The sequence below is a fragment of the Gordonia sp. SL306 genome, assembly GCF_026625785.1.
In the GTDB taxonomy this organism is placed as follows: domain Bacteria; phylum Actinomycetota; class Actinomycetes; order Mycobacteriales; family Mycobacteriaceae; genus Gordonia.
The window spans coordinates 2,140,793-2,155,133 of record NZ_CP113063.1 but is presented as its reverse complement, the minus strand read 5'-3'; the positions used below and the strand labels follow the sequence as shown (position 1 = coordinate 2,155,133).

Annotated in this window: 12 protein-coding genes; 5 read left to right on the top strand and 7 right to left on the bottom strand. The window is 65.4% G+C overall.

Translation table 11 applies throughout. From position 1 onward, the window contains the following. Nucleotides 1-407 precede the first annotated feature (407 nt). The gene (locus OVA31_RS09880; protein WP_324290208.1) at nucleotides 408-1,601 is read right to left on the bottom strand and encodes an HNH endonuclease signature motif containing protein; all 1,194 of its coding nucleotides are present in this window, start codon (nucleotides 1,599-1,601) and stop codon (nucleotides 408-410) included. A gap of 305 nt (nucleotides 1,602-1,906) precedes the next feature. Here OVA31_RS09880 and OVA31_RS09875 point away from each other — a divergent pair, with 305 nt between their 5' ends. After that, nucleotides 1,907-2,071 (top strand): hypothetical protein, encoded by a 165-nt coding sequence (locus OVA31_RS09875; RefSeq protein ID WP_267630905.1) that lies wholly within the window; start codon nucleotides 1,907-1,909, stop codon nucleotides 2,069-2,071. Nucleotides 2,072-2,089: 18 nt separating this feature from the next. On the opposite strand, the gene OVA31_RS09870 is transcribed toward OVA31_RS09875, so the two are convergent. From OVA31_RS09870 to OVA31_RS09845, 6 genes are all read right to left on the bottom strand, one after another. Beyond that, a complete protein-coding gene (locus OVA31_RS09870) occupies nucleotides 2,090-2,818 on the bottom strand; it encodes a hypothetical protein (RefSeq protein WP_267630904.1) in 729 nt (242 codons plus the stop codon). Between the two features lie 103 nt (nucleotides 2,819-2,921). After that, nucleotides 2,922-6,191, bottom strand: coding sequence for a BTAD domain-containing putative transcriptional regulator (locus OVA31_RS09865; RefSeq protein ID WP_267630903.1), 3,270 nt, complete (start codon nucleotides 6,189-6,191; stop codon nucleotides 2,922-2,924). A 101-nt stretch (nucleotides 6,192-6,292) separates the two neighbouring features. After that, on the bottom strand, nucleotides 6,293-7,993 hold the full coding sequence (locus OVA31_RS09860; RefSeq protein WP_267630901.1) for an aldehyde dehydrogenase family protein: 1,701 nt from the start codon (nucleotides 7,991-7,993) through the stop codon (nucleotides 6,293-6,295). Nucleotides 7,994-8,331: 338 nt separating this feature from the next. Further along, entirely contained in the window at nucleotides 8,332-9,069 is a 738-nt protein-coding gene (locus OVA31_RS09855) for an SDR family NAD(P)-dependent oxidoreductase (RefSeq protein ID WP_267630900.1), read from the bottom strand. Then, nucleotides 9,062-9,511 carry a nuclear transport factor 2 family protein gene (locus OVA31_RS09850; protein ID WP_267630899.1) on the bottom strand — a complete coding sequence of 150 codons (450 nt, stop codon included), beginning with the start codon at nucleotides 9,509-9,511 and terminating at the stop codon, nucleotides 9,062-9,064. The genes OVA31_RS09855 and OVA31_RS09850 overlap by 8 nt, the downstream gene beginning before the upstream one ends. Nucleotides 9,512-9,560: 49 nt before the next feature. Beyond that, the gene (locus tag OVA31_RS09845) at nucleotides 9,561-10,883 is read right to left on the bottom strand and encodes an MFS transporter (protein WP_267630898.1); all 1,323 of its coding nucleotides are present in this window, start codon (nucleotides 10,881-10,883) and stop codon (nucleotides 9,561-9,563) included. A gap of 589 nt (nucleotides 10,884-11,472) precedes the next feature. On the opposite strand from OVA31_RS09845, the gene OVA31_RS09840 reads away from it, so the two are divergent. From OVA31_RS09840 to OVA31_RS09825, 4 genes are all read left to right on the top strand, one after another. Continuing rightward, nucleotides 11,473-12,465 carry an NADPH:quinone oxidoreductase family protein gene (locus OVA31_RS09840; RefSeq protein WP_267630895.1) on the top strand — a complete coding sequence of 331 codons (993 nt, stop codon included), beginning with the start codon at nucleotides 11,473-11,475 and terminating at the stop codon, nucleotides 12,463-12,465. Between the two features lie 140 nt (nucleotides 12,466-12,605). Next, a complete protein-coding gene (locus tag OVA31_RS09835) occupies nucleotides 12,606-12,905 on the top strand; it encodes a hypothetical protein (protein WP_267630894.1) in 300 nt (99 codons plus the stop codon). Between the two features lie 3 nt (nucleotides 12,906-12,908). Continuing rightward, nucleotides 12,909-13,475 (top strand): hypothetical protein, encoded by a 567-nt coding sequence (locus OVA31_RS09830; protein ID WP_267630893.1) that lies wholly within the window; start codon nucleotides 12,909-12,911, stop codon nucleotides 13,473-13,475. Further along, on the top strand, nucleotides 13,459-14,259 hold the full coding sequence (locus OVA31_RS09825; protein WP_267630892.1) for a hypothetical protein: 801 nt from the start codon (nucleotides 13,459-13,461) through the stop codon (nucleotides 14,257-14,259). The genes OVA31_RS09830 and OVA31_RS09825 overlap by 17 nt, the downstream gene beginning before the upstream one ends. Nucleotides 14,260-14,341 lie beyond the last annotated feature (82 nt).

The following is a 14,341-nucleotide window of genomic DNA, read 5'->3' as shown; positions in this document are numbered from 1 at the left end:
ATCTGATCGCCGGTGTCGCCCGGCGAGAACTTGTGGGGGCTACGGTCGGGCTCCGCGCCCACGCGCGGATGATTGTCGTTGTTGTTCCCGCCGGGAACACTCTTGTGCGGACTGCGATCCGGCTCGGCGCCATGCCGAACATGATTGTCGTTGTTGGTGCCGCCCGGCGTGCTCTTGTGCGGGCCGCGGTCGGGCTCGGCCGACGCAGTGGCGGCCGGCGCACCGACCACGATTGCGGCGGCAACCAGGATCGCCGACAGCCTGTGGGCGCGTGTGATCATTGCCTACTCCTTGGGTGGCAGGTGTGCTGATGGATTCCGGGCTAACGCTAGCCACGGGTGGAGCGTCAGGGTAGGGCTCCTATTCGCGTGAACGACCGTTCGGGTGAACGACCCGTGTGCGACTTCTCAGAAGTCCGGTGCGGGTCCGACATTGTTGCGTTTACGGTTCCGAGAGCGCTCGGCCCGTCGACGAGCATGCTTGTTCGCCGCCCGGGTGCCGGCGCGGGTGGGGCGGTGTTCGTGTGGCGACGATGGCGGTGGGGCCTTGGCCGGAGGGGATTGGTAGCGAATCCGGCGCAGGCCGGGGAACAGGTCTTCGTTGGTTTCGGCTTCACCGGGGATGACCAGGCCTTCCGGGGTGATGAGTTCGGTGACCAGTCGACCGTGCTCATCGCGGTACTGATCGTCGACCCAGTCTCCGAACGTCTTGAGTAGGTGCCCCGGCCGGCATTTGGCGTTCAAGTTCGCCGAAGTCGTCTGACCGCCGTCTTCGGGATCGGTGTGGTTGTATTCGGCGACATGGTCGAGATCGCAGTCGAATGCCGATGTGGCGCAGCCGGGCTCGACACAGTAACCATCACGGAGGCGCGTGTGGGTGTCCAGCGCGTTCGACGGTCGATACGGATCGGCCGGTTGGTGCGCGGGCAGGGTGAAACTGCCGTCGGCATTCGGGGCGTTGCCGGGCGGAACCAGGAACGAGACCTTCGTGTCCGGGCGGGCAGCGATATCACGCACATGCTCGTCGGAGATGACGCCGTGGCCATCCAGAAAGCCTGGGTTATCGGCAGTGCCGGCAAGTGTGGATTCGTCGCACACCACATGTAGGACGATCCGCGTGTCGACCGACGGGATAGTGCCCGGTTCAGGAATCCGTGCGATGCAATCTTCACGGCCGCACTGGCACTCGAACGTCGCCCCCGACAGCAACGCGAACATCGCATCGGACATGCGCTGAGGCTTCGTGCGGTCGTCATGCTCACACGCCGCATCCGCCAGGGCGGCGACCGCGGCAGCCGCGATGCGCACGTTCTCGGCAGCCATGACCCCGGTGATCTCGGCGACCCCGTCGCCCCGAGACTCGGTCCACACCCCGCGGGCATCGAGAGCCTCTTTGCGGCGTTCACGCACGCTGTTGGGGTCGTGGCGGAAGATGATGCGATCGACCATGTCGCGCAACCGCTTCTTCGACCAAGTCCCCTTGCGACGCCGCAGCAGATCCGCGACCGAGGCGTCGATGACTGGCGCGAAGGACTGGTCGTCGAGCAGGTCGGTTCGTGAGATGATCAGCTTCGCCTGCCAGGGTGCGATCAGAACGACCATGATCGAGATCGACCAATCCGAGCAGCAGGTCGTTGATCGGTTCCTCATCCGGATGCGACGGATCGATGCCACCGACGAACGCGGCGGGCAGATCCTGCCACGACACCGACGATGAGGACACGACGAGCCTTCCAGAGTTGCGGACACGACCACAGGACCCTCGTCGTCATCAACCCTGGTGCAGCGGATCAACCGCCGCGCCGCACTTCGCTCATCGTCTTCGATCCTGCTGAAACCAATCTATAACGAGGTACCGACAAGTTTCGATCACTCGCCAAGGGATCGACCACAGAAGGGATATGACGATGACCGCTTTACTCAACGCGGGTCGCCCGTTCACGGGCGTCGAGCGGGAAGTGCTGGAGAATACCGCCGAACACCGACTGATCGGCGACGTCGCTAGGCATGCCTGCCATGCCGACATCCTCGTCGAGCAGATCCGGGCGAGGGACGTTCGGTGTGACGAGTGAGCCGCCAGGAGCCGCGCATCACTTCTTCGTCCGACGGCTCCCACCGTGCCAGTCCTCCTGCACGCCCACCTCGGCATCGGCCACGCCGAACGCCGTGAGCTGGGGCTTCTCGCGAAGGCTGCGTTTCAGTTCGGCGAAACCGGGGAAGCGGGCCAGACCGATCACATGGTCCCAGAGCACCACGGCATCGTCGTCGCTCGGCAACCGACTGATGACCGGCCCGAAGAACGCGACTCCTTCCGGTGGCTCGAACTGGATGATGGGCGTTCCCACGTCCCGCCCGGTCAGCGCCAGGGCTTCATCCGTCTCTGCCCGGATCTCGGCGTCGAACGACGAATCATCCAGCGCTGCAACGTGGTGGTCGGGCAGACCGAGTTCCGCGAGCACGGGCCCGAGGAAGTCCGCCGTGCCACGGAGATCGCCACCGTCCACGGTGTAGGTACCGGTGTGGGTGTCGAAGATGCGGGTGCCGAAGGCCGCATAGAGCCGATCCACCGCCGCGCGACCGTGCTCGCGCCGAATGCTCGCGGCGGCTCGCAGCAGGCGGAGCCCGGCCGTGTGACCGGCCTCGTACTCCGGCGGGAAGTGCGCGTCGTAGTCGATATGGGCATTGAGTAGGCGCAGCGAGATGAACCGCCAGTCGACGGTGTAGTCGCGCTGCGCACGCACCTTGCGGACCCACTTGCTGGTCATCCAGGCGAACGGGCACACCGGATCGAAGTAGAAGTTGATGTCGGCATCGGCCATCGAAGTCATCTCTTTCGGTTGCGGTCGCCATCCACGATAGTGCTCATCGCCGCGCTGCAGTGTCCGCACGGGGGCGGTGAACCTCGGCGACCCGATCGACTCCTCAGGATACGTCGATCTGCGCGAGGCCGCGCCGGACCTGCTCCTCGACTTCGCCGACGACCTGCCGATGTCGCTGCGCCGCAGCAGGTTTGTTCATCAGGTCGGCCAACTCGGCCAGTACCACGTCGATGGGGCCGAAAACCACACTGCCGGAATCAAATCCGGCGATCAGGCCCGACCAGTCGCTCAATTCGTCGTACAACCGGGCGGCCTGCTCTGCCAAACCGAGACGGGCCAGTGCCCGTGCGTGGAACACGGCGATCGCCGACCAGTAGTAGTCGCGGACCACCGGGATGTCCTGCTCGGCGATCCGCCGGGCCTCGTCCTCGCGTCCGGCGTCGAGCAAGGCCACGACGTAGACCCACGCGATCGACTCCGGTGCCGATTCGTACAGCACGCGCACGCCGTCGACGAGGTGTCCAATCGACCCGCGGTGCCAGCCGAGGCAGAGCTGTGAGATCAAGGTGAACTCGTTGGCGGCCGGGAGCCCGGCGGCCGCCAATTGCATGCCGATCGCCTGATAGGTCTGATCGGCCTGGTCGAGGTCACCGCGCAGCACGTCGAGCACCGCCCGGAAGGTGGCGAGCACCACCACCAGTTCGCCGACCTTGCTGCTCGTTGCCGACTGCATCGCCAGCTGCATCTCGGCTGCCGCGCCGGGTAGATCGGTCTCGCCCGAGCGTACGAGAGACCGGAAGAAGTGGGCCACCGCCTGATAGTCGAGATTGCCGGATTCTGCTGCTGCGGTGACGAAGTCGGCCGCGATCCGCGGGTGATCGTCGCGTTGGTCGGGGCCCATCGCGGTGTAGACGCGGGCGTTGAGGGCAGCGCACGTGAGGTCGATGTCGCCGATCTGCTGTGCGAGATCGAGCGCCTCCCGTGCACATTCGACCGCGAAGTGCTGTTCGTTTCCTTCGAATTCGAAGACCGCCGTCACCAGGAGACGCACCCGGTCTGCACCCGATGTGCCGGGCAGCGCCTCGCGCACCGCGGTACTCATCACGTCGTCGAGGAGCCGGTTGGGTCGAGTGGTCCAGATGGTCGGCGTCCGCCACGACGTCAGCGCAGACAGCACGAGATCGTCGTCGCCCACCGAGCGTGCCAACAACAATGCCTGTTCTCGACGACTCCGGGCCTCGCTCACCTCGCCACGGTGTGCCAGCGCGGTCACCAGATCACAGAGGGCGTGGACGAGGGCGGTGCGGTCTCCGGTGTCCGCGGTTGCCCGGTCGTGCCCGGCCATCACGTGCAGATCCACTGCCGACCGCCAGAGCGGTGCGGTGTCGGCCTCCAGCGCGAATCCCTGCCGCGCTGCGCTTTCGACGATGTCGAGGGCCTCGGCTGCCGTTCCCGACGATGCGCCGAGTGCCGCGTGGTGGGCGAGCTCGTCGATCGGCACCTCGCCGCGATCGCGGAGACACTCGAAGGCACGCCAATGCAACCGGCGTCGTCGTAGCGCGGGAATGCTGTCGTAGACGGCGTCGCGGGTCAGCACATGGTTGAACCGCACCCGATCGACCGAGGCGACCAGCAGATCGGCGACGACTGCGGTGTCGATCGCATCGAGCACTGCGTCTTCACCGCCCGCGTCGTCGGGGTGCAGTGCGACGATGGTGTCGATGTCGGCGTCACGCCCACAGATCGCGACGAGCCGCAGTACCGCGACTGTGTCGGCGGGCAACCGTTCGACCCGGCGCAGCAACACCTCCCGCACACCGCTCGGAACGGCTGTTCGCGCGTCTCGCGGGCCGCGTGACGCGACCAGCTTGGCCAGCTCCCGTGCGAACAGGGGGTTGCCGTCGGTGCGCTGACGCAGCATGGTCAGGGTCGTCTCGTCGACCGGGTCCAGTCCCACCGACGCCGCCAACTCACGTATGCCGTCCTCCGACAGACCGGCGAGCGTCAAGTGGTCGGCGGTGACCGAGGTCAGTGACGCAGCGGTGGCGAGCAGTTCGGTCTCCGCCTCCGACGGTCGATACGTCGCGACCACCAGCACCGGCTGGTCCGCCATCCACGTCACCACCTGCCGCAACACCTGCAGCGTTGCACTGTCGGCGCGGTGCACGTCGTCGAGGACCACCACCACGCCGGTGCCCTCGGAGGGGGCCGCCTCGCACGCGGCCCGTACCTGCCGGGCGATCAGGAACGGGTCCTCGATCTCGTTGTCGCCGCCGAGGTCGTCGACCACGTCGCGCCACGCCCACGCGGTCGGTGCCCCGTCGACCTCGGGACAATGTCCGATCGCGGATGCCCAGCCCGCGTCGCGAAGCCGTCCGACGAGCAACTGCGCCAGTGTGGACTTGCCGCCACCGGCCTCCGCGGTGATCCAGACAACCCTCAGCCCGGTGCGCAGCGCCGTCTCCGCGTGCGTGGTGAGTTTCTCCATTTCGGCGTCCCGGCCCGCGAAGTCGGGTCGTGGCCGGCCGTCGGGAGCGGCGACAGACAGAGTCGTCCTGGTGGCGGGTCGAGCATCGCGAGGTCGAGGCGCCAGCTGCAGCGCCGGATCCTGCTGCAGGATCGCGGCTTCGAGTTCCCGAACGGCGGGAGACGGGTCAACGCCGAGTTCGTCGGCCAGATAGTCGCGTAGCGAGCGCAGGGTCTGCAGCGCATCGGCCTGGCGCCCCAGGCGATACTGTGCGAGCGCGAGGAGCCGGAACAGTTCTTCGCGGGTCGAGTGACGTTCACACAATGCCGGCAGTCGCGTGACCACCTCCGCGGGCCGATCCAGGTCCAAGGCCGCGCCTGCGTGCTGTTCCTGGGCGGTGAGATAGAGCTCGTCGAGTCGCGCGACGGCCGGCCGTGCCCAGTCCTCGACGGCATGCGATCCGAATGGCTCGCCCTGCCAGAGTGCGATCGCGTCGCCGAGCCGGGCGTATCGGGTCGCCGGATCGGTGTCGTCGGCCTCCAGGAGGTCGGCGAAACGCCAGAGGTCCACTGACTCCCGCGGCATCCGCAATGCGTAGCCGGGCGGCTCGCTCACCAGGATCCGTGCGGCCGATCGCGGCGGACGGTTCGGTTCGAGGATGCGCCGCAGATTGGAGATGTGCACTTGCAGGCCGCCGAGGGCCTTCGGGGGTGGCTCGCCGTTCCAGAGGTCGTCGATCAGGCGGTCCGTCGAGACGACGTGGCCGTCCGCGGCGACCAGCCGGGCGAGCACGGCGCGTTCGCGACGGGACTTGATCTCGGCGGGCTGTCCGCCGATCTCGACGCGCGCAGTCCCCGACATCGTCACCGATACAGTCGGTTCTGCAGCCTCGACGCGTGTCGACATCGCGCTCCAGCTCCTCGCCCAAGATGCAATCACTTCGTTGTGGTGAGGGTAGCGCCGCGCCACGGCTCACGGGCAGTTTGCGTGTCGATCGAACGAACGTCTCAGGGCAGCAGGATCGCCTTGAACACGCCCGGTATCCGTCCCCAACCCGGGTGGCCGGCGTAGTGAGTGAGCGCCTTCGACGCCGAAGTGTTGGCCTTGGAGGTGACCAGCCAGGGCATCGGCGGTGCCATCGACGCCTCCCCGCCCAGCCACGAGCGTGGGAACGGGCGGAACGGTCCGTTCACCACCACGCGCTCGGGGCCGGCGATCAGCCGGGTGTTGTGGACGACGCCGATGCCGCTGCCCACATCGTCGAGTCTGTTGCCCGGGTAGGCGCCCCACGGCATCACCGGGGCGAGGTAACCCGTGGCCGACCAGCAGTTGATCCCGATGGTGCCGTAACGCAGATCGGCGATCGCTTCGGTGAAAGCAGGACCCATCTCCTTCCGATCATGCGGGGCGACAATGAGGCTGGCACCGAGTGTGCCCGCGAGACGGTCATTGGCGAACCGCACCGCAGTGCGAAGGAACTCGGCTCCGATTCCGGGAATGGTGGTGTGGCCCAGCACGGGTGAGAAGTACTCGGTCCGGTAGAGCTCGTCGGACGTCGAGTCGCTCACCTCGATCAGCATCCGGCCGCTGTGACGTTCTGCGCGCGGGTAGGCGTGCTGGGCCCGGGCCATGTTGCGGTCGCTGCCCGGATACCAGGTGTCTCGCGGAGGCAGTCTGTCGAAGACTTTCCGGAGCGCGTCGAGGAACTGCGCGCGTTGCGGCCACGACGAACTCATGATCATGGCCTGTCCGGCGATGCAGTTGTGGCCGCTGTTCTGCAGCTTCTGTGTCGCGACGTTCTCCGCCTGGTAGGCGAGATCGGCGTCGGACCACTTCCCGGGTACCACGATGATGGGGGAGATGCCGCCGAGTTCGCTGGTGATCGGTTTCGACATCAGCGGGGCGTGGGTGGCGCGCCGGCGTTCGCCCTCGGTGCCGCGGCCCCAGACGATGGCGTCGTGGGTGGACGCGCTGCCGGTGATGTGGACGTGCCCGATGTCCGGATGGCTGGTGATGTACTCGCCGACATCGCCCTCGCCGTTGATGATTCGCATCAGGTCGCGTTGGATGAGCGGGGCGAACGCCTTCTCGTACACCGGCAGCATCTCGGCAAACGTCGGATTCAGCTTGAGCATGCTGACCCGGTTGTGGGCGACGAGTTCGTACAGGGCGTCGAGGGGGCCGATGAGGGTGGCATTGCCCGCACCCAGGACCAGCCCGACGCCGCCACTTTCGGTGGGACGTCGTGCTGCCAGCCCGGCCGTCGCGCGCACCTCGTCGATCCCGACACCCGGCGGCATCCAGATGGCACCGGAGAAACCGTTGAGCAGCAACGCTTCCTGCGCACCATGTGGCAACACCTCGAGGGTGATCCGACCGCCGGGCGCCTGCCCGACCGGTATCCCGTCGACCGGGTTGCCTCCCCTGGCCAGGGCCGTCAGGGTCTGCGCCGTCGCGGTGAGGGTCGCCATGGTGATGTAGGGGCCGGCGAGCCACTCTTCGCCGTGTACCGAGGGTGGAGTCTGTTTGATCCGGATCGCCGTTTCCGCCCACTCGGCGGCGTTGTCGCGCACGGTGTCGCGGGTCCGGAGAAGGAGCGCTGCGCGTTCGTGAAGTGAGACCGACGCCCACGCGTTCGCCCCGAGTCTGAGCTCGCCGATCAGGCGGTCGAGCCTGGTGTGATCCACAGGCTGCGAAATGGTGGTCATACTCAGCAAGTATGACACCTTTGGAGTCGCCTGACGTGCGGATTTGTACTACATCCAAGCGAAATGTAGTACGCCGACGGGTCTGCCATAGCGCCCGATCCCAACGCACCATCGAGGCGAGTCACGAACGGTTTGGCAAGGTGGACGTGCAGATCGACAATGCCGGCACCTCGCCGGTGTCGAATGCTTCTCGGAGGCCTTGTCGGACAGGGTTATCGGGCGCGAGTGATGCGGCGAGCTATACGCCCGGGTCGATCCTCGGTGTCGACGGGGCATGTAGCTGTCGCGCCGATGGCAATCGATTCTGCGTTGCCGTCGGCGCGAGAACAGGGTGCGGGTCAGGCGATGCCCTGAGCGCTCCAGCCACCGTCGATCGGGACGACGACCCCGGTGATGTAAGACGCGCGCGGCGTGCCGAGGAAGAACGCGAGCTCCGCGATCTCGCTGGGTTCACCGAACCGGTTCATCGGGATGCGATCGAGAAAATCCTGCTCCTTGATAACGCCGCGTCGGATGAAGTCCTGCGACAGCTCGGTGACCACAGAGCCGGGGGCGATCGCGTTGACCCGGATGTTTCGGGGAGCCCACTCGGTGGCGAGGCCGCGGACCAGCCCCGCCACACCGGCCTTGGCCGCGCCATACGCGGTCCGACCGGGAAAGCCGAAGAGGCCGTTGAGTGACGACATCATCACGAGTGCGCCGCCGTCGGGCATCCGCGCCGAGGCCTGCTGGGCGCCGATCATGGCACCAGTCAGGTGAACGCGCAGCATCGCGTCCCAGTCGGCGAGTGTGTACTCCGTCGACGGGCCGGCCTTGGCGAAGCCCGCGTTGGCGACGAATGTCGAGAGCCGCCCGTCGGCGAGATCACATGCGCGGGCGACGTCGTCGGGGGATGCGGCGTCACCGTGAACGGCATGGTGACCAGAGCCCTCCCATCGGTCGATGGTGGCGCTCAGTCGGTCGAGGTCGAGGTCGAGCCCGATGACGGTGAAGCCGTCCCGGGCAAAACGACTCCCGATGGCGGCGCCGATTCCTTGACCGGCCCCGGTGATGACGACGGCAGGTTGATCAGCCACGGGACACCTCCATCGGGAAGATCTGTTGGACGTCGATGGCCTTGACCACGATGCACAACGAACCGTCGTCGGACCGGACGACCCGGTCGGAGTACTCGCCGAACACCGACAGACCGCCGTCCGAGGTTGTCGACGCCGCATGGAAATAGGCGCCGACGTCGATGCCGTCCGGATTCGAGGTGCAGGTGATATTGCTGACGAGGTGCTTGCTCCAGGTTGTCGGACCGTCGAAGACGGTGCGGTAGAAGGCAAGGACGGTGTCGCGGCCATGTCGCGGACCGTCCACACGATGCAGCACGACGTCGGGGTGCAGGCAATCGGCCAGCAGGTCTTCGTCGCGGGAGTCCACCGCGCGTGCATAGCGGTGCAGGAGCTCGCGGACGGCCTCCATCTCGGTAGGCGTCACCGACGCGGATTTCTCTTTCTCGCTGGTGTTCGACAACAGGATCTCCGTTCGGGGTGGTTGGCGGAAAGTCGAGCGCAGGACGGTCTCAGACCTTGGCGGGCTCACGGGCCGGTTGTTGCCGCAACGTCCCAATGAGCCGACCGTCGAGGTGTTTGCGGGGCAACAGCGAGACCAGTGCGATACCGATGATCGCCGGGACGACGAAGACGTAGAAGCTCCAGCTGGTCGACAGGTCGGCGGCGATGATGTATCCGCCGAGGATCGGACCGCAGATCCCACCGAGGCGGGCGACGGTCATGATGGTGCCGAGCGCGGTGGCCCGGTTGGCTGCCGGGAACCAGGTGGCGATGAAGCCGTTGAGGATCACGGCCGTGCCGTTGGCGCCGACGCCTGCGAGGGCCACCGCTAGGTAGAGGATGGCGGTCGGCGGCCCCATACTCATGGTGATCAGGGCGACGGTGCCGATTCCGAAGCCGCACAGTGCAACTGTCCGTGGCCCGATCCGGTCGGCGAACCACGACATTGTGGCAGCGCCGATGATTGCGCCGACACTCATCGTCGCCAGGAAGCTCAGTGCCGAACCGAGGGGGTAGCCCGCGGACCGCATGATCTGCGGGAGCCACGTCGAGAGCCCGTAGATGAAGAGTTGGCCGATGAACGTGGCGCCGGCAAAAACGATGGCGACGGTGATGAGCGGTCGGCGGAACAGATCACGCAACCGGGAATGCTGCTCGGGAGAGCCGACCTGTGCGGACGGATCTGCGAGGCCATATTGTCGTGCAACGGTCCTTGCTTCGTCCATCCGTCCCTTCGAAGCGAGGAACTGCACGGACTCCGGAAGAACGAGGTACGTGAGTGGGACCAGGACTATGAGCGGGAGCAAGCCGACGGCGTACATCGGGCGGAAGCCGAATGGCTCCAGGATGACCAATCCGAGAAGGGCCGCGATGATGGTGCCGACCGAGAATCCCGAACTCACCAGCGCGCTGACCAGGTTGCGGCGGTTGCGAGGCGCGAACTCGACGGACAGTGCGAGAGCGGTCGGGAGCAGACCGCCCAGGCCGACGCCGGACAGAAATCGGAACAGCCCGAACAGCTCAGCCGTGGGAGCTATCGTGCAGGCACCCATGAAGATGGAGAACCAGCTCATGCTGGCCATCAACATCTTTCGGCGACCGAGGAGGTCGGTCGCGAAACCGCAGATCAGTGTGCCGACGAGCATCCCCATGAAGGCGTAGCTCGCGATGAGTCCGGTGCGGGCCGCGTCGAGGTTCCACGGCTCGTAGTCGAGGAGTGACGGGATCGTCGTCGCGAAGACGGATAGGTCGTAGCCATCGAAGATGACCGCTATACAGCAGATGACAGGCACGATGGCACCGCTGCGTTGCCGAGTTGAGTTCTGCGTCATCGGATTCTCCTCGATGTCACCGGATGATGTGATCCAGAACAAACATTATCATTAATAAGATTCGAGTCACAACGGTTCTGTGGAGCGACTGGACGTGAGAACCGTCGTCGACGGCAACCGAAAATCCATCGACTGCAACGTCTCTCGGATTCTGTCGACGAATTTTGTGTTGCTGTCGGCGTGGAATAGGTCGTCGTCGGCGAGGTCAGGTCAGATCAGGACAGGTCAATCAGAGTGACTCGACCGGAGCCGGATTGAAGCCCGACATAATGGTGTGCCCGGCGTCGACATCCCGAGGGAGCCGAGGAACGTCCGCTCTTCGAGGGGGCCGGGCACCGGATCGCATCCCACCGGGCGACGAGTGGTAACGCTCCTCGGCCGGCTGCGCTGCGAGCTGCTCGATGGCATTGAGATCATCGGACACCGTGGCTCACGACATAGCCCTCCCACATGCGCATGATCGTCCTAATATGACGCGTGCCTCAGTCAATGCGAACTCGTGACGTCATTCACGCTGGTCTGTGGTAACTATAGGCATAGATTGCGACGCAATGCATCAACTTTTGAGAAAACGGGAGGTCAGGACAGCATGAAAGCCTGGCGTGTGACAGAACTCGGAGAGCCGCGAGACGCCCTCGACCTCGACGACGTGGCCATCCCTTCGCCAGGGACGGGCCAGATCCTGGTGAAGGTGCTGGCCGCGCCGGCCAACTTCCCCGACGTCCTGATGTGTCGCGGGATCTACCAGGTGAAGCCGGACCTGCCGTTCACACCAGGTGTCGAACTGTGTGGGGAGGTCGTCGAGGTTGCGTCCGATGTCACCACTCATGCGGTCGGGGATCGTGTAGTCGGCAACTCGGCGATGCCCGACGGCGCCTTCGCCGAATTCGCGCTCATGGACGACTTCGCAGCCTTTCCCGCACCCGCGTCACTCGACGACGCCGAGGCGTCGTCACTGACGATCGGCTATCAGACGAGTTGGTTCGCGCTGCACCGGCGTGCCGACGTGCGCGCCGGTGACGTGGTCCTCGTACATGCCGCGACGGGCGGGGTGGGGAGTACTGCGGTCGAGTTGGCGAAGGCGGCCGGGGCGACCGTGATCGGCGTGGTCGGCGGACCGCAGAAGGCCAAGTACTGCCGGGAACTCGGTGCCGACATCGTGATCGACCGCCACGCTGAGGATTTCGTCGCCGTGGTCAAGGAAGCAACCGATGGCCGTGGCGCCGACATCATCTATGACCCGGTCGGCGGCGACACCTACGACCGCTCGACCAAATGCATAGCTTTCGAAGGAACCCTGCTGGTTGTCGGATTTGCCGGTGGCCGCATCTCCCAGGCCTCGCTGAATCATGCCCTGTTGAAGAACTATTCGATCGTCGGTGTGCACTGGGGTCTGTACAAGCACAAGAATCTGCCGTTGGTGAGGGAGTGTCATGCAGAACTCATGCGGCTCGCCGATGCCGGGGCCATCAGACCGCTGATCAGCGAGCGACTGGGTTTCGAGGGCGTCGCGGACGGCGTGGCTCGGCTCGGTGACGGGACCACCGTCGGGCGGGTGGTGTTCGAGATCGGGCGCCGCTGACGACCTCGTCGCCTCTGGCGGGGCGGCCCCCGAGCATGGGTCTGCCGAATTCACGTAGTCGACTACGCATGTGCACAGCTGGGTCCGGGCGGACGCTGGAATGGCACCGGCGCCCGCCGGGTCTCCAGAAAGGCTCCACCATGTCCACCAAGAAGCAAACTTCTGAACTCTCCGCCATCGAACTTGCCGCGATCGACCTGTCGATCACTGCTCTGCAAAAAGCCGGTCATACCCTGGGCGGACCGACAGAGTCGTCGAGCAACCCACACGAGATGATGGCGGAGGCAGTCGCCGACGCACACCATCCGTTCATCGAGCTGACCGAACGGGATCGTGAGATCATCACGCAGATAAAGGAACTCGCCGGGCAGCTCAGCGCCCGGACGACACTTGCCGATTTGGTGGAGGCCCGGGCGCAAGTGGTCACCGGCCGCCACTAGGCCATGAGCTACTTCGTCGTCACGGTGTGCGCGGTCGTTCTCGGCGCGTGGTGGGTCGTGAGTGCGATACATCAGATCGATTCAGGCAGGTGGACCCGCGGGATTCGGCATCGTATCCCGATCGGACTCCTGCCAGGGTGGACATTCTTCGCGCCCAACCCTGCCCGATCTGACTCGCGTCTGATCTGGCACGAATACGTCGATGGCGCGCACGGAGGTTGGCTGCCGTGGCAGGAACTCCATTTCGGTTTCGCGCCACCCCATCGCCGATGGTTGTGGAACCCGGAACTCGTCCTGAACAAAGCCGTCAGCGACCTCGCAAACAACCTGCCGTCCGGGGACGAGGAGACGGCCTCGAGAACGACCCTGATAAGTGCGTCGTATGTTGTGCTGCTGAGCGCGGTGGTTCAACAAATCGAGAACCCCGAAACGGTCCGGGTCCAGTTCGCGCTGGTCACCACATCGTGGGATGGCGCGAACAGGCACAGCGCTGTGTCGTTCCTGGGCGAAGAGCACGACGCCGACGCCGAGCCACGACTGCGGAGATCTGATCGTGTTCACCCATCCTGAATTGCTCATCTCGAGGCTCATCTTTGTCGGTTTGGTGATCGAGTCATTCCAGATCGTCTACCTCAGAGAAGCATTCGGGCAGCATGGGATCTTCTCCAGGTCCCACCTCCAGTTGCTCACTGCCGCCGTCGCGTGGCATCAACGCGTCGGTGCCACTCTCGGCGGAGCGGGGGCCGTGGGAACGGCGGCCATCCTGCAACTGGGTGCCGCAACCGTGGTGATTGCCGTCGGTACCGGAACCGTACCGGGAATCGCGGCCGCGCTGGTCTGTCTCGTCACTGCCGGGTACATCCGAATGCGCCGCCAGATCGGTGGCAGCGGCGCCGAGCAACTGACGTTCATCGCGCTGGTGACATTCGCCATCGTGATGGTCGCCGGTGGCGGGGAGACGGCGCGTGTGATGGGAGATGTCTTCATCGGCGCCCAGATCGTCCTCGCCTATCTCGCCGCAGGTGCGGCGAAGGCATTCTCATCGACTTGGCGGCGAGGGGGAGCGATGTCCGGGATTCTGTCGACGGAATGCTACGGACTCCCGCTCATGAACGGGATCCTGCGCGCCCATCCCGGACTGGACAGATTCCTCGGATGGACCGTGATTGTCTGGGAACTCGGATTTCTCGCGATTCTGTTCGCCCCGCCGCCGGTTGCTCTCGGCATTCTGATCAGCGGGGCCGCGTTCCATGTCATGTGCGCCTTCCTGATGGGTCTCAATCGATTCACCTGGGCTTTCTGCGGTTGTTATCCCGCAGTGTTCGTGATGGTGACGACCTTGCACAGCATGTAACCGCCCCATGGGGGCCCTAGCTGGGTTGATACCTGATGCGCATCGATAGTGTGGAGATTTGACTTGGACATGTATAGATGCA

What these genes read in the sequence shown, in the direction of transcription:
- OVA31_RS09835 (WP_267630894.1), top strand. Translation starts at nt 12,606, where the DNA reads ATGTCCACCAAGAAGCAAACTTCTGAACTCTCCGCCATCGAACTTGCC.
- OVA31_RS09840 (WP_267630895.1), top strand. Translation starts at nt 11,473, where the DNA reads ATGAAAGCCTGGCGTGTGACAGAACTCGGAGAGCCGCGAGACGCCCTC.
- OVA31_RS09875 (WP_267630905.1), top strand. Translation starts at nt 1,907, where the DNA reads ATGACCGCTTTACTCAACGCGGGTCGCCCGTTCACGGGCGTCGAGCGG.
- OVA31_RS09865 (WP_267630903.1), bottom strand. Translation starts at nt 6,191, where the DNA reads ATGTCGACACGCGTCGAGGCTGCAGAACCGACTGTATCGGTGACGATG.
- OVA31_RS09845 (WP_267630898.1), bottom strand. Translation starts at nt 10,883, where the DNA reads ATGACGCAGAACTCAACTCGGCAACGCAGCGGTGCCATCGTGCCTGTC.
- OVA31_RS09860 (WP_267630901.1), bottom strand. Translation starts at nt 7,993, where the DNA reads ATGACCACCATTTCGCAGCCTGTGGATCACACCAGGCTCGACCGCCTG.
- OVA31_RS09880 (WP_324290208.1), bottom strand. Translation starts at nt 1,601, where the DNA reads ATGGTCGTTCTGATCGCACCCTGGCAGGCGAAGCTGATCATCTCACGA.
- OVA31_RS09870 (WP_267630904.1), bottom strand. Translation starts at nt 2,818, where the DNA reads ATGGCCGATGCCGACATCAACTTCTACTTCGATCCGGTGTGCCCGTTC.
- OVA31_RS09830 (WP_267630893.1), top strand. Translation starts at nt 12,909, where the DNA reads ATGAGCTACTTCGTCGTCACGGTGTGCGCGGTCGTTCTCGGCGCGTGG.